The organism is Dyella japonica A8, assembly GCF_000725385.1.
Taxonomy (GTDB): domain Bacteria; phylum Pseudomonadota; class Gammaproteobacteria; order Xanthomonadales; family Rhodanobacteraceae; genus Dyella; species Dyella japonica_C.
In genome coordinates, this window is sequence record NZ_CP008884.1 from 1,141,071 (window position 1) to 1,164,704 (window position 23,634).

Annotated in this window: 17 protein-coding genes; 9 read left to right on the forward strand and 8 right to left on the reverse strand. The window is 67.2% G+C overall.

Going from position 1 to position 23,634, the window contains the following annotated elements; all coding sequences use genetic code 11:
- Nucleotides 1–542 precede the first annotated feature (542 nt).
- Both HY57_RS04755 and HY57_RS04760 read right to left on the reverse strand, forming a co-directional pair.
- Entirely contained in the window at nt 543–1,382 is an 840-nt protein-coding gene (locus tag HY57_RS04755; RefSeq protein WP_019464061.1) for a ribonuclease H-like domain-containing protein, read from the reverse strand.
- Nucleotides 1,379–3,799, reverse strand: a complete 2,421-nt coding sequence (locus HY57_RS04760; protein WP_019464060.1) for a DEAD/DEAH box helicase — start codon at nt 3,797–3,799, stop codon at nt 1,379–1,381. Before HY57_RS04760 ends, HY57_RS04755 begins: the two co-directional genes overlap by 4 nt.
- Nucleotides 3,800–4,052: 253 nt before the next feature.
- Here HY57_RS04760 and HY57_RS04765 point away from each other — a divergent pair, with 253 nt between their 5' ends.
- From HY57_RS04765 to HY57_RS04790, 6 genes are all read left to right on the forward strand, one after another.
- A complete protein-coding gene (locus tag HY57_RS04765; protein ID WP_019464059.1) occupies nt 4,053–4,718 on the forward strand; it encodes a response regulator in 666 nt (221 codons plus the stop codon).
- The gene (locus HY57_RS04770; RefSeq protein ID WP_019464058.1) at nt 4,715–6,124 is read left to right on the forward strand and encodes an ATP-binding protein; all 1,410 of its coding nucleotides are present in this window, start codon (nt 4,715–4,717) and stop codon (nt 6,122–6,124) included. The genes HY57_RS04765 and HY57_RS04770 overlap by 4 nt, the downstream gene beginning before the upstream one ends.
- Nucleotides 6,125–6,425: 301 nt before the next feature.
- Nucleotides 6,426–7,790, forward strand: a complete 1,365-nt coding sequence (locus HY57_RS04775; RefSeq protein WP_019464057.1) for a TolC family protein — start codon at nt 6,426–6,428, stop codon at nt 7,788–7,790.
- Nucleotides 7,787–8,851, forward strand: a complete 1,065-nt coding sequence (locus HY57_RS04780; protein ID WP_019464056.1) for an efflux RND transporter periplasmic adaptor subunit — start codon at nt 7,787–7,789, stop codon at nt 8,849–8,851. The genes HY57_RS04775 and HY57_RS04780 overlap by 4 nt, the downstream gene beginning before the upstream one ends.
- Nucleotides 8,848–11,898 carry an efflux RND transporter permease subunit gene (locus HY57_RS04785; protein ID WP_019464055.1) on the forward strand — a complete coding sequence of 1,017 codons (3,051 nt, stop codon included), beginning with the start codon at nt 8,848–8,850 and terminating at the stop codon, nt 11,896–11,898. Before HY57_RS04780 ends, HY57_RS04785 begins: the two co-directional genes overlap by 4 nt.
- Before the next feature lie 125 nt (nt 11,899–12,023).
- A complete protein-coding gene (locus HY57_RS04790; protein ID WP_158407921.1) occupies nt 12,024–13,628 on the forward strand; it encodes an ArnT family glycosyltransferase in 1,605 nt (534 codons plus the stop codon).
- A 261-nt stretch (nt 13,629–13,889) separates the two neighbouring features.
- Here the strand turns inward: HY57_RS04790 and HY57_RS04795 are convergent, their stop codons facing one another.
- The 3 genes from HY57_RS04795 to HY57_RS04800 form a co-directional block, all read right to left on the reverse strand.
- On the reverse strand, nt 13,890–15,734 hold the full coding sequence (locus HY57_RS04795) for a tetratricopeptide repeat-containing diguanylate cyclase (protein ID WP_019464053.1): 1,845 nt from the start codon (nt 15,732–15,734) through the stop codon (nt 13,890–13,892).
- On the reverse strand, nt 15,734–15,919 hold the full coding sequence (locus HY57_RS21810; protein ID WP_157786172.1) for a hypothetical protein: 186 nt from the start codon (nt 15,917–15,919) through the stop codon (nt 15,734–15,736). Before HY57_RS21810 ends, HY57_RS04795 begins: the two co-directional genes overlap by 1 nt.
- A gap of 333 nt (nt 15,920–16,252) precedes the next feature.
- Complete coding sequence (locus HY57_RS04800; protein ID WP_050997863.1) at nt 16,253–17,053, reverse strand: alpha/beta fold hydrolase; 801 nt, start codon at nt 17,051–17,053, stop codon at nt 16,253–16,255.
- Between the two features lie 209 nt (nt 17,054–17,262).
- Here HY57_RS04800 and HY57_RS04805 point away from each other — a divergent pair, with 209 nt between their 5' ends.
- A complete protein-coding gene (locus HY57_RS04805) occupies nt 17,263–18,111 on the forward strand; it encodes a fumarylacetoacetate hydrolase family protein (RefSeq protein ID WP_200873902.1) in 849 nt (282 codons plus the stop codon).
- Between the two features lie 35 nt (nt 18,112–18,146).
- Here HY57_RS04805 and HY57_RS04810 read toward each other — a convergent pair whose 3' ends face one another.
- Nucleotides 18,147–19,805 (reverse strand): S53 family peptidase, encoded by a 1,659-nt coding sequence (locus tag HY57_RS04810; protein WP_019463523.1) that lies wholly within the window; start codon nt 19,803–19,805, stop codon nt 18,147–18,149.
- A 185-nt stretch (nt 19,806–19,990) separates the two neighbouring features.
- On the opposite strand from HY57_RS04810, the gene hemB reads away from it, so the two are divergent.
- On the forward strand, nt 19,991–20,983 hold the full coding sequence (gene hemB, locus HY57_RS04815; RefSeq protein WP_019463524.1) for a porphobilinogen synthase: 993 nt from the start codon (nt 19,991–19,993) through the stop codon (nt 20,981–20,983).
- 1,220 nt (nt 20,984–22,203) lie between these two features.
- On the opposite strand, the gene HY57_RS04820 is transcribed toward hemB, so the two are convergent.
- Entirely contained in the window at nt 22,204–22,539 is a 336-nt protein-coding gene (locus tag HY57_RS04820) for a hypothetical protein (RefSeq protein WP_019463962.1), read from the reverse strand.
- A 70-nt stretch (nt 22,540–22,609) separates the two neighbouring features.
- On the opposite strand from HY57_RS04820, the gene soxR reads away from it, so the two are divergent.
- Nucleotides 22,610–23,077 (forward strand): redox-sensitive transcriptional activator SoxR, encoded by a 468-nt coding sequence (gene soxR / locus HY57_RS04825; RefSeq protein WP_026033704.1) that lies wholly within the window; start codon nt 22,610–22,612, stop codon nt 23,075–23,077.
- Nucleotides 23,078–23,252: 175 nt separating this feature from the next.
- Here the strand turns inward: soxR and HY57_RS04830 are convergent, their stop codons facing one another.
- On the reverse strand, nt 23,253–23,633 hold the full coding sequence (locus tag HY57_RS04830; protein WP_019463964.1) for a tautomerase family protein: 381 nt from the start codon (nt 23,631–23,633) through the stop codon (nt 23,253–23,255).
- Nucleotide 23,634 lies beyond the last annotated feature (1 nt).

The window sequence follows — 23,634 nt, forward strand, 5'->3', positions numbered from 1 at the left end:
TTGTCGCGCACAGGGTGCGCTCCCACAGAAAAGCGAGGGGCGGCGCGCGTCCAGTCAGCGCCGAAGCGAGGCTTCGCTTTAAGCCCTCATCGCGATGGCGCGTTGCGAAGCGCCTGGACGTACCCGCTGTGTAGCGGCGGAGGTTGCCAAGCACCGACCTGCCTCACCCGTTCGGGCTTATCCCCACGAAATGCTGCCAGCTCTGGCTCTAAAGGCCATTTTCTTTGGGTTACTTTTCTTTTGGGCCAGCAAAAGAAAAGTGACTCGGCCTTCGGCAGAAGGTCGAAACGCCCGCTGCGTAAGCGGCCAGATCGCGGGAGCGTACGAGGCGACAACCAACCGCAAAGTCACTGGATGACCAGCCATGCGGCTGTTGAAAAGCGCCTCCGGCCTACGCCGGGATGACGGCTAAAGTATGAAGCCGTGAGGCCAGACACCGAAGATCCGCCTCGCCAGCGTTCTACGCGTCACACATCTGCTCGTTCCGCGCCAACCCTTCCCGCGTCGAGATGAAAGTCACAACAAAGCGGTAAGCCAAGCCCTCACCCCTCCCCCATCGCAAACCGATGAAGAATCCCCCCAAGGCTCCGCAGATCCTGGCTGTTATGCCGCGCCACGCGATGCAACGGCGCGGCCGACCCACCCCGCAGAAACCCCAGCCACGCCGCCGGTGCCTCGGACCCCGGCAGGTCATCCTCACGCACCACCTGTAGCAACTGCCTCTCTGCGGTGGCGAGCCGGCAGTTCTCCCAGGCGCCGCGCCATCGCCGGCGCACCGGATGCAGCAGATCGATATGCGCAAGCCCCTCCAGCGGACACGCTCGCTGGAGCAGGCGGAAGCGCGTCTTGAGCAGCGGCGAGTCGTACGATTTGCCGTTGTAGCTCACCAGCACCGCATCCGGGCGCAGCCACGATGCGAAGCAGTCGAGCATGGCCGCTTCGCCGGCCAGCGTCGTGATCAGCAATTGCCGTTCGCGAAAACCGCCTTCGTGCCAATCGCCCACGCCAATCATGAAAGCGCGCGTGCCGGTGCCTCCGGCCAGGCCGGTGGTTTCGGTGTCGAACAGCACCAGCCGGCTGGGGTCGATGGTTTCCTCCAGCCGCGCGAAGGCGGCATGGAACGCCGGTGGCATGGGCGGCCATGCGCTGCGCGTTTCGCACAACTGCAGGCCGGGCGCGATCGTCTGTCCGGGTAGCGTGCCTGGTTCTGCGATGGTCCTGCGGCGCGGCGTGCCGCCTTGCGCGCGTTGGCGGATGCCGAGCAGCTGGGCGATGTTGTCCGGCAGTGCAGGGCGCGGGCGTGCCGGCACGGGCGCGGCTGCGGGCGAAACGACGCCCGCCTGCTGCCGCAGGCCGCGCAGTTTGTCGGCAAGCGCGCTCACAGCGCGATGATCAGGTCGAGCACGCGCGTGGCGAGCGATTTCAGCGAGCGTGCGTTCGCCTCGTCGACAGCCAGTACCGGCCCGACACAGGCGGGACATCCCGCGCGGCAGTCGCAGCGATGCACCAGCTCGCGGGCGAGGCGCACCAGATCTTCGCGCCGCTCGAACAAGGGCGCGCTCAGGCCCACGCCGCCCGGGAAAGCGTCGTAGAGATACAGCGTCGGGATGAACGGCCCGCGTATCGATGCCTCGCCGTCGCCCAATCCCGAGCGGATCTGCGCGCGTCCATGCGCATCCGGCGTGGCGAACCATGCGCCGTCGCCGCTGCCCACGGCCTTCTGCAGGTCACGCGACTCGGCCATCACCGCTACCGTCGCCACGATATGCAGGGCATGGGCTGCCGCGAGGAAACCATCCAGCGCTTCCTGGCGATGATCGAAGGCCTGCTCCAGCGCACGCTGCGGGAGCTGCCACCACACGGCGGTGGTGTGCAGTTCGAGGTCGGGAAGGTTCACCGGGCCGTAGCCGATGTTCTCGTGTGTGTAGTAGCGGATTTTCTTGTAGCCGGCCACGCGCCGTGCCACATGCACCTCGCCGTGATGCGCGCTGCCCGTGCCGGCGGGCGAGCCGTCGAAGGCTTCCAGCACCTTGAGCTTGGTGTAGTCGATGGCGTCGGTGTAGTAGTCCACATGGGTGCGCGTGACGAAGGCCTTGCGGCCGTTCCAGTCCAGCCGCTCCACCTGGTAGGGCACGGACTGGACCATATGGATGGCACCTTCGTACAGCGTGAGCGAGGCGGCGCTGAAATCCACTTCCGCGATGATGGTCTGCCGGCCGTCGGTGCGATCCACCACCACGAAGTTGCCGTCGGCCACCGAGCGCAGTGATACGGCGTTGGCCGGGTAGCTGTCGGCGATCCATTCGAAGCGTTCGCCCTCCTGATGCAGCACGCCTTCCTCGGCGAGCACCTGCAGCCACGGCGTGGCGTCCTGCGGGCCGAACAGTTCGCCGTCCTTGAACGGCAGCTCGAAGGCGGCGCAGCGGATATGGTCCAGCAGGATCAGCGGCTGGTCGGGCGCGATGCGCGCATGTTCCGGCGGCGCGCCCTGGAAGAACTCCGGATGGCGCACCAAGTACTGGTCGAGCGGATCGCTGCTGGCCACCAGCACGCCCAGCGAAGCCTGCTGGCGGCGGCCGGCGCGCCCGAAGCGCTGCCATGTCGCTGCCACGCTGCCGGGATAGCCGTTGAGCACCACCACGTCCAGCGCGCCGATGTCCACGCCCAGTTCCAGCGCAGAGGTGCTGACGATGCCGTCCACCTGTCCCGCGCGCATCTCGCGTTCCGCCGCGCGCCGTTCGGTGGGCAGGTAGCCGCCACGGTAGGCACGGATGCGCGGCGGCTTGCGCGGGTCGTTGTCGAACACGTCCTTGAGGTACTTGGTGAGCACTTCCACCATCAGGCGCGACTGCGCGAACACCAGCGTCTTCAGTCCCGCACGGATGGCCGTGCGCGCGATGCGGTTGGACTGCGAGCGCGCCGAGGCGCGCAGGCCGAGGTCGGGGTTCACCACCGGCGGGTTCCACAGCAGTACGTGCTTCTCGCCCACCGGCGCGCCGCTTTCAGTGATCGCCGTGACCGGCTGCTCGATCAGCGCGCTCGCATGTTCCGCCGGGTTGCCGATGGTGGCCGAGCACAAGATGAACTGCGGCGACACGCCGTAGAACGCGCACACGCGCTGCAGCCGGCGCAATACATTGGCCACGTGCGAGCCGAACACGCCGCGATAGGTGTGCACCTCGTCGATCACCACGTAGCGCAGGTTCTCGAAGAACTGCGCCCACTTGGTGTGATGCGGCAGGATCGCCTGGTGCAGCATGTCGGGGTTGCTCACCACGATGTCGCCATGCAGGCGGATGGCCTGCCGCGCATCGCCCGGCGTGTCGCCGTCGAAGGTGAAGGCCTTCACGCCCAGGTCGCCGGCCTGATTGAGCTCCAGCAATTCCGCCACCTGGTCCTGCGCCAGCGCCTTGGTGGGAAACAGGAACAGCGCCTTGGCGCGCTGGCGGATGGCCGCGCTGATCACCGGCAGGGTGTAGCACAGCGACTTGCCCGAGGCGGTGGGCGTGGCGATCACCACGTGCTCGCCCGCGGCGGTGGCGTTCCATGCCTGCGCCTGGTGCGCATAGAGCTGGCTGATGCCGCGCGCACGCAGGGCATCGGCCAGTGCGGGCGGCATGTCTCCGGGCAGCGGGGCGAATTGGCCGTCGCGCCCGGGCAGCACGAACGAGCCGGTGATGCGGTCGCCGTAGCGTCTGGCGAGCCGCCGCGCCAGCTGATCGCCGCCGGATGCGGGTGCGGCCAGCGCACCGTCGCCGCGCACCGCGCGTTGGGCCATGGGGTTGGGCAAGGCGTTCATCGGGGCGCTCCATCCGGGGACGGCATTGCAACCGGCGGCCGTCTCAATCCCTGAGACGGCCCGGGAATGCCCCCTTGTGGGAGCGCACCCTGTGCGCGACCGCGGCGCCCCGGCGCACCTCGCGCCGTCGCGCCGCCGCTTGTCGCGCACAGGGTGCGCTCCCACAGGAAGGCGGCGGCTTTAAGTGTTTTCTAAGCCCGTTGTCGGATAATCCCGGCGAACATCGCCGGAAGGGCGAAGGAGCGTCAGGCACGTGCACATTCTTCTGGTCGAAGACGACGCGCAGCTGGGGTCGGCTATCCAGCGCGCCCTGGAACGGCTGAGCTACACCGTGTCGTGGCTGCGCGACGGCCGTTCTGCGCTCAGCGCCATGCGCGACCGCACCGCCGACCTGGTGCTGCTGGATCTCGGCCTGCCGGGCCGGGACGGCATCGAGGTGCTGATCGAGGCGCGCCGCGTCCACGTGGATACGCCGGTGCTGGTGATGACCGCGCGCGACGGCCTGTCCGCCCGCGTGGACGGGCTGGACGCCGGTGCCGACGACTACCTGACCAAACCATTCCACGTGGAAGAGCTGGCCGCGCGCATCCGCTCGCTCACGCGCCGCATGCGCGGCCTGTCGGTCAACCGCATCGACGTGGGCGCGCTGAGCCTGGACGTGGGCACATCCGAGGTCAGCTTCCGCGGCGAAGCGGTGGACCTCACGCGCCGCGAGTTCGCGCTGCTGCAGGCGCTGATGGAGAACGCCGGCAAGCTGGTGCGGCGTGAAAGCCTGGAGAACTCGCTGTACGGGCTGGACCACGTGGTGGGCAACAACGCGCTCGAAGTGCTGGTGCATTCGCTGCGCCGCAAGCTGAGCTTCGAGACGATCCGCAACGTGCGCGGCTTCGGCTACATGATCCCGCAGGATCCCAAGTGAGCCGCAGCAGTCTGCGCGCCGGGCTGCGCTGGCTGATCCTGGGCGTCATCGCGCTGGTGCTGGTGCCGCTGGGCGTCTACAGCATGCGGCGCACCATCAACGAGGTGAGCGAACTGTCGGATGCGCGCCTGGCGCAATCGGCGCGCACGCTGCAGACGCTGGTGGACGAGATCGGCCTGACCTCGCTGCAGCAGCGCAATGCGGAGACGGGCATGGTGGTGCCGGTCACCACCAAGCCGACGCAGGAGGTGGTGCTGCACGGCCACACCTACGAGTCGGAAGTGGGTTTCCAAGTGTTTGACCGCAGCGGCCGCACGCTGATGGCGACGGGCAACCTCACCGTGCTGCCGCCGCCCGCCGCCGGGCATTTCGGCTTCCACAACGTGCGGCTGGGCAATTATCGCTGGCGTTTGTTCACCCTGCCGCCCACGCAGGACGGCCTGGTGGTGCGTGCGGCCGAACGCTACGACAGCCGGCGCGACATCACCGTGGCGCTATGGGTCGAGCATGCGCTGGCGCCCTTGATTGCGCTGCCGGTGCTGGCGCTGCTGGTGGGCTGGGCCGTGCGGCGCGGCCTGCGGCCGTTGGATGCACTGGCGGAAAAGCTGGCGGCGCGCCGGCCCGGCAGCCGGGACACGCTGGACGTGGCCGAGGCGCCGCGCGAGCTGGAACCCGTGCTGGATGCCCTCAACACTCAGTTCACCCTGCTGGAGGAAGCGCTGGAGCGCGAGCGGCGCTTCAGCGCCGACGTGGCGCACGAACTGCGCACGCCGATCGCCTCCACCATGATCAACCTGGAAAACGCCCAGGCCAGTCGCGACACGGGCGAGGCCGACGAGGCCCTGTCCGGCGCGCGCGAAAGTCTTGCCGCGCTGGCGCGCCGCGTCGAGCAGCTCCTGTCGCTGGCACGGCTGGAGGCCAGCTCGCGCTCGGACCAGCATGCCGACATCGACCTGATGGCGGTGGCGCGCACGGTCATCGAGGAACTGGCGCCGCTGATCGGCGACTCCGACGTGGAACTGGACGTGACACTCGCCGACGGGCCGCTGATGGTGCGCGGCCACGCGGTGGCGCTGGCCGCCCTGCTGCGCAACCTGCTGGAGAACGCGTTCCGTCATGTGCCGGCGGGCGGTTTCGTCAAGCTGATCATCCAGCGCGAGCAGGCGCAGGCCGTGATCGACGTGATCGACAACGGCGAAGGCATTCCGCCCGAGCGCCGCGCCGCCGTGTTCGCGCGCTTCCATCGCGAAGCCGGCAGCCGGGGCGATGGCTATGGGCTGGGACTATCCATCGTGCAGCGCGCCGCGCAGATGCACGATGCCGACATCGTGCTGCTGGATTCGCCCTATGGGCGTGGCTTGCGCGTGTCCGTGCGGCTGCCGTTGAGCCGGGGTGCAAACTCCTGAGGGGCGGGTCTCGCGGGGGTCGCTATCAGGGGCGCGTGGGGGGCATGCACGAGAGCACCGGTACTCCCTCACCGTCATTCCGGCGCAGGCCGGAATCCAGTGACCGTCGTGTTCGGTTCTCGCGAGGTGCTGCACCGGCGAGGAATAGCCGGTATCGCGGCGAAAACTGGATCTCGCCGCTACTGGATTCCGGCCTACGCCGGAATGACGGCGTTGGAGGGTGTCGCACCCCGTCCTTACAAAGTGAACGCTAAGCCACGTCCGGTAGGGTATGACCTCCCCAACCCTGCATGGATCGTCGGTGTCTCCTTCGTTTGCCAAGCCCCTGGCAGGACGTTCCGCGTGGCCGCGCAAGGCCGCGGCTGTCCTGCTGACCGCCTGCCTTGGCGGCTGCGCCACGTACCATGCGAAGCCGCTGCCGGCGCAGGCCGCGTCGTCGTCGTCGCTGTCTCAGTTACAAGGTTATGACACGGCCGCCTTGCCGCTGGACATGGCGGCGGTCGAACGCCTGGTGCTGCTGAACAACCCGGATCTGCGCAGCCAGCATGCGCGCCGCCAGGCGGCGCAGGCACAGCGCAAGCAGGACGGCGTGCTGCCCAACCCCAGCGTTGGCGGCAACGTCGGTTACCTGCTCTCCGGCGCCGGCGACGCCACCGCGTGGACGGCGTCGATCAGCCAGGACATCACCTCGCTGATCACCTTGCGCCCGCGCCGCGAAGCGGCCCAGGCCACGGCGGACGAAGTGGATGCCGGACTGCTGTGGGAGCAATGGCAGGTGCTGGGCAAGGCGCGCCTGCTGGTCATCGACCTGGTGGAAGGCCAGCGGCAGATCGCCCTGCAGCAGCAGGCGCTGGATGCGCTGGCGCAGCGCGAATCGCGCATCGTCAGTGCGGTGGGCGCTGGCAACATGGAGCGCGTCACGGTGGCATCCGATCTCGCCGCCGCCGCGGATGCGCGCACCGCGTTGAACGATCTGCAGCGTCGCCAGCTGGATCTGCAGCAGCAACTCAATGCGCTGCTGGGCCTCAAGCCTGACGTTGTCGTGCCCTTGTCGCCGTCGCTGCCCGCGCCCAGCGTGGACGCCGCGTCGATTCGCCAGCAGTTCGACGACGTCAGCCGTCGCCGGCCGGACCTGGTCGCGCTGCAGCTTGGCTATCGCGCGCAGGAGGCCACGCTGCGTGCCGCTGTGCTTGCGCAGTTTCCACCGCTGGCGATCGGTTACGACGCCTCGCAGGACAACAGCCGCGTGCGCAATGGCGGCCCGGCGGTGAACTTCACCTTGCCGCTGTTCGATCACAACCAGCACAACGTCGCCATCGCCAAGGCGACGCGCGAACAACTGCATCAGGAATACACCGTGCGGCTGGCGACCTCGCGCGACGAGGTCGATGCCTTGCTCGCGCAATACGCGCAGCTCGACGCACAGCAGAAGACGCTCGTCCCGGCCACCGACAGCGCCGTGCACGCCTCAGCGCAGGCCGGGCAGGCTGCGCAGGCCGGCCTGCTGGATCTGCGCAACGTTACCGATCTCCACGTCGCCGCCCTCAACCGGCAGCTGGCGCAACTGGCGACCGAGCAGGCCATGCTCGAACAACAGGCTGCGCTGGAACTGCTGGTGGGACGCGGCATGCCGACTGCTCTTGAACAGGATGTGATGGCCCCATGACTTATCGACTGCCATGGATTTATCGACTGCCATGGATCGCCGTGGTGCTGGCTGCCTGCGCGCTGTCCGCATGCTCCGGTGGTGAAGCGCCCGACGAAGCGACGGTGAGCGCCGCCGTGACCACCGTGCCGGTGAAGCAGGGCAGCCTGCCCGATACCGTGACCGCCTACGGCAATGCCGGGCCTGCCGCCGATGCGGCGCAGGTCGTCAATGTGCAGGCCGCCGGCCGTGTGCTGCGCTGGAACGTGACCGCCGGTGCATCGGTGAAGCGCGGCCAGTCGCTGCTTACGTTTGCGCTGGCGCCTTCCGCCGTGGCGGCCTATCAGCAGGCCGTGACGGCGCAGCAGCTGGCCGAAACGCAACGCGCGCATACCGCGCAACTGCTGTCGCAGCAGCTCGCCACGCGCGACCAGATGGAGCAGGCGGAAAAAGCCCTGCATGACGCGCAGTCCAACCTGGATGCCCTGGTGCAGCAGCAAGGCCGCAGCCCCACGGTGGACGTGAAGGCGCCGTTCGACGGCACCGTGGCGACGGTCGATGCGCAGCAGGGTGACAACCTGCAGCCGGGCGCGCCGCTGCTCACCGTCCAGCGCGGCGACGGCCTGGTGGTGACTGCCGGGGTGGAACGCGAGGCGATGGGGCGTGTGCAGGTAGGCGCCAAGGCCGAGCTGGTTCCCATCGATGGCGGCGAGGCCATGCATGGCACCGTGCGCCGCGTGGCGCGCACGCTCAACAAGAACACGCACCAGCTCGACGTGGAGATCGTGCCCGATGGCGCGCTTGTCGGTGGCGAAGGGTTCCGCGCCGAGATCGTGGTGGGCCAGTGGCAGGGCTGGTTGGTGCCCCGCGACTCGGTGCAGGGCGACGAAGAAGACCGCCACGTATTCCAGGTGGCGGATGGCAAGGCCAAGAGCGTGCCGGTGAAGGTGCTCGGTGAAACGGATGAGGTCACCGTTGCCACCGGTGCGCTCGACGCCAAGCTGCCGCTGGTGACGGAAGGCGCCACGCAGCTCGACGACGGCATGGTCGTGCGCATGCCGGCGGAGAAGACCAAGCCATGAGTCTGCCGACGTTGCTGGCACGGCACGCGCGTGCCATCGTCATCGTGGCCTTTGCGCTGGCGCTCGCGGGCCTGGCCAGTTCCTTTACGTTGCCGGTCGGCCTGTTCCCGCAGGTGTCGTTCCCGCGCGTGGTGGTGGATCTCGATGCCGGCGACCGTCCGGCCGACCAGACCGCCCTGCTGCTGACCCGCCCGGTGGAAGAAGCCATCCGTACCGTGCCCGGCGTGGCCGGCCTGCGTTCGGAAACCACGCGCGGTTCGGCACAGATTTCCGTGGACTTCGGCTGGGGCCGCGACATGATCGCGTCCACCCTGCAGGTGGATTCGGCCATCGCACGCGTGCTGCCCGGCCTGCCGGCCGGCGCGTCGTACAACGTGCGCCGCATGGACCCGACGGTGTTTCCGATCATCTCCTATGCGTTGCAGTCGGACACGCTGTCGCCCGTGGCGCTGCGCGACCTGGCGCAATACCAGATCGTGCCGCTACTCGCCTCGGTGCAGGGCCTGGCGCGCGTGGACGTGCAGGGCGGCGAAACCGCCGAAGTGGAAGTGGAGGCCGACCCGCGCAAGCTTGCGCAATACGGCCTGGGCCTGGACGACCTCGCCACCGTCGTCAACGGCGCCAACCAGCTGGCCGCCGTCGGCCGCCTGCAGGATCGCAACCAGCTTTACCTCGTGGTCGCCGATCACTCGCTGCAGCGCATCGAGGCCATCCGCAACATCATTGTGAAGAACGATGCGCACGGCTGGGTGAAGCTGTCCGACGTCGCCAGCGTGCACGATGGCTACGTGCCGCAATGGGTGAAGGTGAGCGAGGACGGCAAGGCCGCCGTGCTGTTCAACGTCTACGAGCAACCGGACGGCAACGCCGTGCAGATCGCCAGCGAAGTGCGCGCCAAGCTGGCCTCCTTCCGGCTGCCCAAGGGCGTGACGCTCAAGTCCTGGTACGACCAGAGCGAGCTGGTGGTGGAGTCCGCGCACAGCGTGCGCGACGCCGTGCTGATCGGCCTGCTGCTGGCGGCGGCGGTGCTGTTGCTGTTCCTGCGCAACCTGCGCGTGACGCTGATCGCCATGCTGGTGGTGCCGGTGACGCTCGCCGTCACCGTGCTGCTGCTGCAGGTGTTCGGCATGAGCTTCAACATCATGACGCTGGGCGGCATCGCGGCCGCTGTGGGCCTGGTGATCGACGATGTGATCGTGATGGTCGAGCACGTCGCGCGTCGCGCGGGCGCGCTGGAAGGTGGCGGCGAATCGGCGGTGCTGCCAGCGGCGCGCGAATTCCTGCAGCCGCTCACCGGTTCAAGCCTGGCCACGCTGATCGTGTTCGTGCCGCTGGGCCTGCTCAGCGGCGTCACCGGCGCGTTCTCCAAGGCCTTGTCGATCACCATGGCCAGTGCGCTCGCCGTGTCGTGGCTGGTCACCGCCTTCGTGGTGCCGCCGCTGCTGCGGCGCTGGGTGGATTTCCATCGCTGGCACGATCCCGGGCTCGACCACGAGCGCTGGCTGCCGCGCGCGCACGCACACCTGTACGACGCGTTCGCGCGGCGTCCCGCCTGGCTGCTGGCCTTCGTGCTGCCGTTGCTGGTGGTCGGTGGCGTGGCCTATACGCATGTCACCACGGGCTTCATGCCGTCGGTGGACGAAAGCGGCTTCGTGATGGACTACTACACGAAACCGGGTACGTCACTGCCCGAAACCGCGCGGCAGGTGGGGCAGGTGGAAGCCATCCTGCGCTCCATGCCGGAGGTGGACACGTTCTCCCGCCGCCTGGGCACCGGCCTGGGCGGCGACCTGGGGCAGTCCTACCACGGTGACTTCTTCGTGCGCCTGAAGCCGGACCACGAGCGCGCCACCGAAGAGGTCATGAGCGACGTGCGCGAACACATCGAGCACGAAGTGCCCGGCGTCGAGGTGGAACTGGCGCAGCTGATGGAAGACCTGATCGGCGACCTTACCGCCGTGCCGCAGCCGATCGAGATCAAGCTGTATTCGGCCGATCCGAAGACCCTGGTGCCGCAGGCGCAGAAGGTTGCCAAGGCCATCGCCGATATCCCCGGCGTGGTGGAGATCAAGGACGGCGTGCAGCTGGCCGGCGATGCGCTGAACGTGCAGGTCGATCCGGACAAGGCCACGCTGGAAGGCATGACGGCGGCCACCGTGACGCAGGCCATCAACAATGCGCTGACCGGCGTGGTGGCCACGCAGTTGCCGCAGGCCACCAAGAGCGTGGGCGTGCGCATCCGCATGCCGGACGCCATGCGGTGGAAGCTGCCGCAGCTGATGGAGCTGCCGGTGCGTGCGCCCGACGGGCATGTGTTCCCGCTGAGCCGCGTGGCCAGCATCGTCACCGAGAACGGCCAGCCGCAGATCTCGCGTGAGAACCTGCAGCAGATGGTTGCCGTGACGGCGCGCATCGACGGACGTGGCATGGGCGCGGCGGTGGCGGACGTGAAGAAGCTGCTGGCGCAGCCGGGCATGCTGGCCGCCGACACGCGCTACGAACTGGGTGGCCTGTACCAACAGCAGCAGATCGCCTTCGTGGGCCTGGCCAAGGTGTTCCTGATGGCGCTGGTGGCCGAGTTCGTGCTGCTGCTGTTCCTCTATGGCCGGGCCAGCCTGGCGTTCGTGGTAATGGGTTGCTCGCTGTTCTCGGCCACGGCGGTGTTCATCGCGCTGTGGCTGTGCGGGGTGGACCTCAACATCACCGCGATGATGGGCATGACGATGATCATCGGCATGGGCACGGAGATGGCGATCTTCTATGTGTCGGAGTACGTCACCCTCTCGCAGGGGATGCCGCCGCTGCAGGCCCTGCGCATGGCCAGCCGCGACCGTCTGCGCCCGATCACCATGACCACGCTCGCCGCCATCCTCACCCTGCTGCCGCTGGCGCTGGCCTGGGGACAGGGCGCAGGCATCCAGCAACCGCTGGCGATTGCTATCATCGCCGGACTGACCCTGCAGTACCCGCTGGTGCTGCTGGTGATGCCGACGTTGATTGGCCTGGTGGCCGGGCATGGACACCACCACCAGGACCATCGCGCGTAGGGGCCGTGAAACCTGCCGGGACGTGGTCCTGGCAGGTCCGCGTGGTGACCTGGAACAGACTCCACAAGAGACTGAAACAGGCTCGATAAAAGAACGGTAAGCAAGCGCCGAGCAAGATGCCGCCCATGAATTCCCCTGCCCAAGTCTTACGGCGGCTGCCCCCCGCCCTCTGGTTGCTGCTGCTCTTGCCGCTGCTGGCGGTGCTGTCGCCCGTCCCCATCGACGAGACGCGCTACCTGAGCATCGCGTGGGAAATGCGCCAGACCGGTCAGTGGGTCACGCTGCATCTCAACGGGCTGCCGTACTTTGACAAGCCGCCGCTGCTGTTTTGGCTGTTGAACATGGCGTGGGCCGTGCTGGGGCCCTCGCTGTGGGCTTCGCGCGCTCTGCTGGTGGCCTGCGGCATCGGTTGCGTGGCGCTGTGCGGGCGGCTGGAGCGACGGCTGGCCCCTGATGCCTCCGGGCAGGCCGGCTGGCTGATGCTCGGGCTGATCTTCTTCGTGCTGTACACCGGCGTGGTGATGTTCGACGTGCTGCTGTGCCTGTGGGTGCTGCTGGGCTTCGTCGCCACGGTTGACTACGTGCAACGGCGCGAGGGCAAGGCCCTGGCCCTGCTGTTCGTGGCCAGTGCACTAGGCGTGCTGGCCAAGGGGCCGGTGATGCTGCTGCATCTGGTGGGGCCGATCCTGCTCGCGCCCTGGTGGTCCATGCCGTCGCCGCGCGTGTCCTGGCGCACCGTGGTGACCCTGGTGCTGGTGGCGGTGCTGGGCGGCCTGCCGGCACTGGGCTGGGCGTGGGCGGCGGTGCATCACCTCAATCCCGCCGACGCGCAGGAACTGCTGCTGCACCAGACGGCGGGGCGCGTGGTGAAAAGCTTCGCGCACAACCGCCCGGTCTGGTGGTATCTGCCGTGGGTCCCCGTGCTGTTGCTGCCGTGGCCGCTGCTGCTGCGTTGGCGCCGTCTCGGCGCGGCGATGGGCGCATGGCGCGTGTCGCAGGCGGCGCGTTTCGGCCTGAGCGCGACCCTGCCGGCGCTGCTGGCGTTCTGTTTCGTCAGCGGCAAGCAACTGCACTACCTGCTGCCGGTGATGCCGGGCGCGGCGATCCTGCTCGGCGCGTGGCTGCGCCATGAGCCCGGGTTGCTGGCGGTGAAACGGTTGTGGATCTTGCTGGCCGCGATGGTGGGTGTGCTGGTGTGGGCGGTGCTGCGGCCGGCGCCGCTGGGCAGCGAACTGCTGGATCACGGCACCATCATGGCGTTGTACGTGTTGTCGGCGGGCCTGCTCGTGGCCGCGATGCTGCTGCTGTGGCTGGGGCGCGGCGCCGAGCTGGCATCGCGCGCCGCGCCGGTGGCGCTGCTCGTCGCGCTGGCCGCGCTGCCGCTGGTGCGCCTGCAGGCAGTCAGCTCGCTCGACGTGCGGGGGCTGGCGCAGCAGGTGAACGAGCTGCGCTCACGCGGCGTGCCGCTGGCGCATACGGCCAACGAACCCGGTCTGCTGACCTTCCTTGCGCGCATGCCCTCGCCGCTTCCCGAGGCGCGTGATGCGGTGGGCTGGTGCGCGGAGCATCCCGATGGCGTATTGCTGGCCTATGCCACCGGCGGCAAGGCGCCGGCCGGCGCGATCGCCAGCACGCGGCTGGCCAATGGCTGGGTCGCGCTGCTGCCTGCGCCGTTGGTGGTCAGTCGCCCCAAGGTGATCGACAAGTCGGGCGACGCAGGCGCTGATTAAGCGTTGCGGACGGGGCTTGAGAGCCTGTTCAAAATCTCGCTGCAGCACCTTTTTCCCCTCACCGTCATTCCCGCGAACCCCGAAAAGGGGGCAAGAGCGGGAATCCAGTGCCTTTAAGCGCCATCGAAAGCCGAAAGTCACTGGATTTTAAGCCGCCATCGAAAGCCGAAAGTCACTGGATTCCCGCTCTTGCCCCCTTTTCGGGGTTCGCGGGAATGACGATGAGGAAACTTGGGATCTGAGGGAGATAGTGAACCGGCCCTAAGGCCGGTTGACGCTCGCCGCGCTGCCCATGGGGGCGTTGTCGTTGGCCGGAGCGGTGGGCTCGATGGGGGCGATGAAGTCGCCGAGCTGGCCATACACGACGCGATTGCGGCCATCGCGCTTGGCCTGGTAGAGCGCGTTGTCGGCATCGATCATCAGCTGGTGCAGGTCGTACCCGCTGCGGTCGGTGGACGCCACGCCGAAGCTGGCGGAAATGATGACGTGCCGGGTCTCACCCCAGAGCGGCGCGGCGGCGATGGCCTGGCGGATACGTTCCGCGCGCTCGCGCGCCTGCGAGGCGCTGCAGTCGGGCATGAATACGGCGAATTCCTCGCCGCCAAGGCGTCCAAAGATATCGTGGCGCCGCAGGTGGTGCTGGCAGGCGGCGACGGCGCGCTTGAGCACGAGGTCGCCGATGACGTGCCCGTGCGTGTCGTTCACGTCCTTGAAGTGGTCCAGGTCCAGCAGCACCAGGCAGGCATCGCGCGTCGACCTGGCGGAGACGCGCAGGGCCACTTCCACCTCGTCGACAAAGTGCTGGCGACTGTGCACGCCGGTCAGGCTGTCGCGGGTCGCGAGCCGCTTGAAGCGCAGCTGTGAACGCTTGGTGCGCAGCAGCCAGAAGGCGATGGACGCCACGATGGTCAGCAGCAGGGCGATATACAGCCGGCTGGTTTCCATCTCCTTGCGATCCAGTTTGCGCTGCAGCTGCAGGATCTCGTTCTGCTTGTTCAGCGCGTCGACCTGCACCTTGTTGGCCAGCAACTGCTGCCTGACGGTCTGGTAGGCGAGGGCGCGGGCCGTCACGTCAGTGAGATAGCCCTTGTCCGCGTCCATGTACTTCTCGTGGTAGTCCAGCGCGGCCTGCACATTGCCCAGCCGGTTTTCCACGTTGTACAGCACCTGGTACGCCTGGCTGCGCGATTGGGCGTACTCGTCCCGCACGGAGTCGTCGAGGGTGGCGTTGGCGTACTTGCGTGCCTGTGCCAGGTCGCCCCGTTCCCAATAGGCGCGTGCGAGCAGGGTGTCGAAGCTCGCGATGAGCGCGGGGTAGCGATACGCACGCACTTCGTCGTAATGCGACTGCAGCAGTGCCAGGGCCTCGTCGGCGCGGCCCTGCTTGATCGCGTAGTCGGCGCGGTCTGCCCGCATCTCATTGCCGAACAGTTCCTGCTTGTTGGCCAGGCAGGCATCGATGCCGCGATCGAAGCCAGGGTCGGTGCCCTTGATGTCGCCGTTGCGGTAAAGCGCGTGCAGCTTGAAGGACATGCCCTGGCATGTGTGGTCGCGCAACGCGGGGTCGTCCAGGATCTGCTGCGCGTAGCCCGAGGCGAGATCGTACTGGCCCGCCATGGCCAGGAATTGGGCCGCTTCGCCCAGCGCCTGGTAGCGGGCCTCGGTGTCTTTCACGGTCGGCAGCTGATCGATGAGCATGTTCAGCCGGGTGAACGCATCTTCGTAACGCCGGCCGTAGCCCAGGATATTCACCAGGGTGGCCGTGGCCCTGACCTGCAGCGTCGCGTCGCCGGACAGGTTGATCACTTCGGTGAGCTGGGGCTTGGCCTGCTCGTAGCGGCCCTCGTAGGCCGTCTGCCAGGCATCCAGGTAGCGAAGCCGCCATTGCCGGGCCAGGGTGAGTTCGTTCTTCCGCTGGTCAAGCTCGCCCAGCAGCTTGAGGAATTCGTCGTGGTTGGAGGTCTTGATGCGGTCGGCCCGGTCCAGCATCTCCTCGGTGCCTTCCACGGAGGGCGGCGTGGCCGCGACGGCCGCACCCATCCACAGCCCCGGCAGCAGGCATGCCGCCAGGAGCAGGTTCCGGCAATGGCGGCCGGAACGGACCATCAGCAGGCGGTCTCGCCAGCCGGGCGCAGGCGGGCGCCTGCCTCCCGCGTTTCCAGAAACCCGATCACGATCGACATGCATTTCCCCCTGGAGGCAAATAGTACGGTGACAGCATGCGGATGGTCATGCCCGACGTTTTCCGCGATGTTGTCGCCCTGCATCCGCGGGGCGCCGGCCGGATCCATGCCGGGTTTCCGAATGACGGCACGCACACCGGCCATCGGCATCGTCCGGGCCGGGCTGCGGTGGGCGGGCGTTGTTCCTGCCCGTCCAGGGCGTAGGGAGGGCGTGGAGGCGATCCCTCTCCTCGCACCCACCCGATGGTCCTGTCGCCACGTCCGACAGTGCGTGGATGCTCCGTATCCCCGGCTCCCCGGTCTCGCGACTGTCTGGCTGCCGCTGGGTTTCCGATCATAGCCCCGTTCCCTGGCCGAAATGTGCACACCGCGGGTAGCTCCGCAGCGCAGGCCGGGCGCGATATCGGGCGCAGTGAGATCAGCACGTGCGCCGGTGTGGCGTCATGCGCCGCCAAGGAAGGGAACGACGGCGGCAAGGAACGCTTCGGTGTGTTCGCCGTGCAGGCGATGTCCGCTGCCAAGTTGCCGTGCGGTGGCCCGGGGAAGCCGCGACGCCAGCAGCGGCAGGCGCGTGGTGACGAGTCCGTCATCGCGGCCGGCGAGCAGCAGGCAAGGCACAGGCAGGGTGGCGAGGCGGTTCCACCATAGCGGCATCGGGCGGCGCAGCTCCGGCAGCACCGAACGGGCGGAGCGGACATCGAAACGCCGCAGGAGGACGAGCTGGAGCAGGCGACCCAGGCCCAGCCGTCCCAGGGAGCCTTTCCATGCCGGTGGCGATGACGCCGCGGCGATGGCGGCGGCATCGCTGTCATCGCAAGGCGGTACGGGCGCGGCTTCCACCACCACTCGCCGGATGCGTTCCGGTTGGTGTGTCGCCAGCTTCAGCGCGAGGTGGCCGCCCAGCGAGTGGCCGATCAGGCTGACCTGTGGCAGCGCCAGCGCGTCGAGCAGCGCGATCAGATCCTGTTCGAAATCCATCAGCGCGTAGGTGGATGTCCATTGGCTGCGGCCATGCCCGCGAAGATCTGGCGCGATGACCCGAAAGCCCAGCCGCGCCAGCGTCACGGCGGTGGTTTCCCAGCTGGCCGAGCGGCTTGCGAAGGCGTGGATCAGCAGCACCGGCGCGCCGCCCTCGTCGCCACAGGTGCGATAAGCCATGCGATGGCCACGCACTTTCACGAAACGGTACGTCGACAGGCGGCTTTCCATGGCGCGCGGGTCCGGCGGTTGAATCGTCGCCATGGTGCATGGCCCTGGCGGGATGCGACAGCAGGAAGAATGTCACTGGTTCGTGGTGGTCGCGCATCGCTATGATCGCGTGGTTCATGCGGAACAGCCGTGGCCCTGCCCATGCTGCCGGTGCCACGCGGTGATGCGGACGTGCTTCATCGCACAAGCCGCCGATCCGCCATGGCCACCCCATTGAGCGTAGGAGCTTGGATATGCGGTTCATGCGCTTTCAGCAGGACGGACGAACGGGTGTGGCGGTGGACGCCGGCGATGGATGGCGCGCACGCTTCCTCGACGAAGAAGGCGTTCCCTTCGATGTCAGCGTTATCGCCGCGAGCGACGAAGCGACGCGCACGGCATGGATCGACCGCCTGCAAGGTGGCTTCGCCCTCGACGCGGACCGCGTCACTTGCCTGCCGCCGGCTGCCCATCCGGGCAAGATCATCTGCCTTGGACTCAACTATCGCGATCATGCCCGCGAAATCGAGCTGCCATCGCCGTCCTATCCCACGCTGTTCGCGCGCTTTGCCTCGAGCCTGGTCGGCCACGGGCAACCGCTTGTGCGCCCGCGCGTGTCCAGCAAGTTCGATTACGAAGGCGAACTGGTCCTGATGCTTGGCCGCGGTGGCCGGCACATCGCGCGGGAGGACGCGCTCGATCATGTCTTCGCCTATGGCGTGTTCAACGATGCTTCGGTACGCGATGTCCAGTTTCGTACCTCGCAGTGGACCATGGGCAAGAACTTCGACGGCACGGGCGCGTTCGGCCCGTGGCTGGTCACCGCCGACGAACTGCCGCCCGGCGCCACCGGGCTGATGCTGGAGACGCGCCTCAACGGCGAGGTGATGCAGCGCGCCTCCACCAGCGACATGGTGTTTGGCGTGGCGCAGACCATCGCCATCATCAGCGAAGGCATGACGCTTGCCGCTGGCGACCTGATCGTGATGGGCACGCCCTCGGGCGTGGGTTCGGGACGCAAGCCGCCGGTGTACATGAAGCCCGGTGACGTGTGCGAGGTATCCATCGAACGCATCGCGACCTTGCGCAACACGGTGGTGCAGGAGTCGTGACACCGGCGGGCGCGAGGCGCCCGCCGGTGTCGACATTACTTGCTTGGCTTGGGTTTGGACGGCTTCGTCGGCTTCGTCGGCTTCTTGGGTTTCGTCGGCTTCGTGGGCTTGGAAGGGCTGGTCGGGTTCGTCGGTGGGGACGGCGCGGTCGTGCCGCCGCCACCCTTCAGCGCGGCCAGCGCATCCAGCAGCGTCTGGCCCTTGGGTGTGCCCAGGCCGGTGCACGCATCCCAGCCGGCCGTCGCATTGAACTTGCCGTTGTTGCCTTGCGTGATGTCGTTGAATGCGCTTTCGCCGATGCCGTAAAGCGCCGCATGGGGATCGCCGACGCTCTGTCCCAGCTGCTGGTTGAAGCGCGCGATCAGCGCGGCCCACAGCGGCGCCACCGCGCTGGTGCCGCCGATGACCTGGCTTTGTCCATCCACCAATACCTGGTAGCCCGTGTTGGGGTCGGCATCGCCGGCCACGTCGGGCAGGCCACGGCCCACGTAGCCGTTGGCGCCAGCGGGCACCTTCGATGACTGCTGCCACGTGGGCAAGGCAAAGCTTGCGCTCACGCCGCCGCCCGTGGCGCCCTCGTTGGTGGACAGGTCGTTCCACACCACCTCGCTGGTGATCGCCGTGCCGGCACCGTGGAGCGTGGTGCCGCCGCAGGCCAGCGCGTAAGGGCTGGAAGCGGGAAAGTCCACATGCGGGTTGTTGTCGCTCTCGCCATCGGTGTAACCGCTGTCGCCACAGGCCACGGTGACGGTGACGCCCATCGCGGCGGCATCCTGCAGCGCGCTCTGCATGGCGCTGAGCGAGGACGCGGACCAGTTGTCCTCCGGACCGCCCCAGCTGATCGAGATGACCGAGGGATGGTTGGCGGCATCGTGCGCCGCCTGCGAGATGGCTTCGTAGAAACCCTGGTCGGTATTGGGCGCGAAGTACAGGGCAATGGCGGCGCCGGGGGCCAGCGCGCCGATCACTTCGACGTCGAGCATCACCTCGCCATCGGCGTCGCCGCCGGGCTGACTGGTGCCGCCCTGCACGGACACCACGTTGACCGCAGGCACCTTGAGGCCGAGCGATTGCATGTAGCTGGTGAAATCCGTCTGCGTGAAACCGCCACCCAGTTCGATCACCGCCACCGTCTGGCCGGTGCCGTCGAGGTTCGCCGGGAACTGGTAGAGCGAGCCCAGCTGCACGGGCGTGTACGTCGTCGCCGGCGGCGTGGCCGCACGGCGGAAATGAGGGCGTGCAATGGGGCGCTTGTCCAGGCCGAGCACCGCGATGACGGACGGCGAGATCGTGCTGGGCAGGGAGGGCGGCAGGTGGCATCCGATCATCGCCGGTCCGCCGTCGGGCATCTGGTAGCTTCCGAACGCCACGCCGAACGCCTGCTGCAACTGCTGCGGCGTACCGCGCAGGTGCATCACGCGACGATTCAGCGCGCAACTGATCTCGGTCAGGCCATGCTCGCTCGCGAACTTGCGGATCACGTCGGCGTCTGCCGGATCCGCACCCCATTGCGTGCCGAAATCCGCACGCGGCAGAGCCGGCTGGTGCGGCCACGTGGCCGGTTCAGGATGCCTGCCCCCGCGATGGCGCATGACGATGGTGACATCCATCGGCTCCGTACCTTCATGCGGTCCCAGGTAGCGTGCTTCGTTGGCCAACGGCCAGTGATGGCGGCGGGCAGCGGTCGTGCTCATGGTCTGTCTCCTTGGGCGGCAGGCGGGTCGAGACTGCACTGTCGAATGTTGCAGCGGGGTGTTTGCCGTGCAGTGCGTTCATGCATGGTGCGGTTTGGGTGTCTCACCGTCCGCGTCAACCTGCCTTCCGTCGCCGCTGCAAGGAGGCGCTAAAATGCGCCAATGTCTTGCCTGAGCATTCATCCATGAGCTATCCCGCCGTCCGCATGCGCCGCATGCGTCGTGATGCCTTCTCCCGCGCACTGATGCGCGAGAACACGCTGCTGGCCAGCGACCTGATCATGGTGGCCTTTGTCATCGAGGGCGAAGGACAGCGTGAGCCGGTACCCTCCATGCCGGGGGTGGATCGGGTGTCCATCGATGAATTGCTGAAACTGGCCGGTGAATGCGAGCGCCTGGGCATCCCCGCGCTCGCGCTGTTTCCCTCGCCGGGTTCGTCGGTGAAGAGCGAAGACGCGCGCGAGGCGTGGAATCCCGATGGCCTGATGCAGCGCGCGACGCGTGCGCTCAAGGCGACGTATCCGGACCTGGGGCTGATCGGCGACGTGGCGCTCGATCCCTACACCACGCACGGACAGGATGGCCTGATCGACGAGCACGGCTACGTGATGAACGAGCCGACTATCGAGGCGCTGATCAAGATGTCGCTGGCGCAGGCCGAGGCGGGCATGGATTTCGTGGCGCCGTCGGACATGATGGATGGGCGCATCGGCGCGATCCGCGATGCACTGGAAGCGGCCGGTTACATCCATACGCGCATCCTGGCGTACTCGGCGAAGTACGCCTCGGCGTTCTACGGCCCGTTCCGCGACGCGGTGGGCTCGGCGGGCAACCTGGGCAAGGGCAACAAACACACGTACCAGATGGACGTGGGTAACAGCGACGAAGCGCTGCGCGAGATCGAGCTGGACATCCACGAAGGCGCGGATGCGGTGATGGTGAAGCCGGGCATGCCATATCTGGACGTGCTGCGCCGGGTGAAGGATGCGTTTGGCATGCCGACCTTCGTTTATCAGGTGAGCGGCGAGTACGCGATGCTGAAGGCGGCTGCGCAGAACGGGTGGCTGGATGAGAAGGCGGTGGTGCTGGAGTCGTTGACGGCGTTCAAGCGAGCGGGGGCGGATGCGATCCTGACTTATTTCGCTGTGGATGCCGCGCGGTGGTTGCGCGGGGAGTGATGCTGCGCTTTTGTCTCCTCCATCCTTCCGCGGCGCAGGAGTGGCCATGGATGGTGGTGGCTTTGAGGAGTGAGGAGGGGGTTGGGGTGAGGGGTGGGTGTTCACCTCACCGCTTCGTTCTTTAGCCGTCATCCCTGCGAACCCCGAAAAGGGGGCAAGGGCAGGGATCCAGTGACTTTGCTCTAGGCCTGCGGCTTTAGCGATACCGCGACCTGGCTCGCCTGCGGCGGGCTTCCGCCCTCCTGCCGGAGGGCGGGTCACTTTTCTTTGCTTGCCCAAAGAAAAGTAACCCAAAGAAAGGGCCCCCGGATGACGCGCCTTCCGGGCTTAGCCCGGAAGGTACGCAGGCGGGTTCCGGGCTTTTCGACGGGGCATCCTGCCCCGACGAAAAGTGCCAGGGATCCCTCCCTGGCACCCCTGCGGGGCCTGATCTCCACCCGCCCGCCGCGTCATACGGGGACCCGGTAGGTCAAAAGCCAAAAGCCAAAAGCCAGAAGCCAAAAGCCAAAAGCCAAAAGCCAAAAGCCAAAAGCCAAAGCAAGAACCCGAGCCGTTAGCGGAACATCCCAAGGTGGCGGGTTCTTTGTGGGAGCGCACCCTGTGCGCGACAGCGGCGTCTCGTGATTACCGCTCCGTTGGCTTGTCGCGCACAGGGTGCGCTCCCACAGAAAAGCGCGCGACCGTGTGGGTCTCATCGGCACCGAAGCGAAGCGCTGCTTTAAGTCCTCATCGCCCTGGCGCGTTGCGAAGCGCTTGGAAGTACCCGCTGTGTAGAGGCGGAGGTAGTCGAGTCACAACGTTCCTCACCCGTTAGGGCTTATCCCAACGAAATGCTGCCAGCTCTGGCTCTCAAGGCCATTTTCTTTGGGTTACTTTTCTTTTGGGCCAGCAAAAGAAAAGTGACTCGGCCTTCGGCAGAAGGTCGAAACGCCCGCTGCGTAAGCGGCCCGATCGCGGGATCGTCTGAGGCGACAACCAACCGCAAAGTCACTGGATCCCGGCCTGCGCCGGGATGACGGCTCTTATGAAACGGAGTGGTCGGATTGCAAAAGCCCCAGCAGCGTTCCACGCCCCCAAAAAACGGCCCAACCCAACGCTATCGGACATGCATGGCATAACGAACGCCTCAAAACACGAGGTGCCCACCACCCCGCGCCCATGCCATCGCCTTCGACCGTCGGCCGTTCCACCGCGTCGCCACGACAAACCACAACGTCGCCTCACTCACTCCGATAAACCCCCAACTCCGCCCGCACCCCCAACCCCTGCATGAACGCCGCCGGGTCAAAGCGCTCCTTGGCATAGCGCGCCTGCATCACCGCCTTCGCCGCGGACATATGCGACTCGTCGATCCATTCCACCACCGTCATCACGTTGAACTCGCCGCCGAGGTCAGGCTGTGTGAGCACCAGGTTCTGACAACAGCCCGGCAACTGGTCCAGTGCGCGCTGCGTCAGGTGCAGCCGTTCCAGGAAGGCGTTCCATCCGGTGGCGGGAACGTTGAAACGGTCGATGCGGTAGACCGGCCGGCGGTCGAAGGCGATGGCTTGGCTCATGGGTATGCACTCACGTTGAAGTGCGTGGCACTCTAAGACCTCAACCAAAGTTGAGGTCAAGGGGCGTCGCATGGGCAAGTTACCGGGGCATGGGTTGCCGATGACTCTTGGCGTGGGCGAGGTGGCGCGGCGCAGTGGCGTGGCGGTGTCCACGCTGCATTTCTACGAGGCGAAGGGCTTGATCCGCAGCGAACGGACGGCGGGCAACCAGCGTCGTTACGCACGGGCGGTGCTGCGACGCGTGTCCTTCATCCGGGTGGCACAGCGCGTGGGCATTTCGCTGGCGGATATTGCCGCCGTGCTGCAGACCTTGCCGGCGACGGCAGCGCCGAGCCGGGAGGATTGGGCCAGGTTGTCCGCCGCGTGGCGGGAGGAACTGGACGAGCGCATGGCGCAGCTGAAGAAGCTGCGCGATACGCTGGATGACTGCATAGGCTGCGGCTGCCTGTCGATTGACCGGTGTCGCCTGCGCAATCCGCAGGACAGGCTGGGTGACGAGGGCGTTGGCCCGCAACGCCTGCTGGTGAAGAAGCGCTGAGGGCTTGGTGGGAGCGCACCCTGTGCGCGACTGTCACGCGGGGTGCCGCCTCGTTCATCGGTTCCTGCGTGGCGATGGACGGCCAGGCGTCAACCAAGCGGTGAAGTGACGTGCGAGTCTGCGGTCGCGCACAGGGTGCGCTCCCACATGGTGAGGTTCCGCATGGAAAACGGCATCACACGTACTGCGCGATGCCGTTGCCGAATGACCAGTTTTCCTTGCCCGTCTCCAGCAGGTTGATGAAGACATCCTGCGGGCGCAACCCCGGCTCCTCGCTCAGCAGCTCGGCGGTGCGTTTGTAGAAGGCCTGCTTCTGCTCCACGGTGCGCGTGTTGTTGCAGGCGATCTGGATGATCACCAGGTCGTCGCTGCGTGTGATGTCGAGGTAGTGGGGGTCGTAGTCGAATTCATCGGCGTCATGCTGGTGCATCACGATGAAACGGTCGTTCTGCGGGACGTTGAACGACTCGGTCATGGCGCGATAGATGCTGTTGCGGATCGCGGCCAGGTGGTGCGGGCTCTTGCCGCGGCGGAGCGAGATGCGTACGAGAGGCATG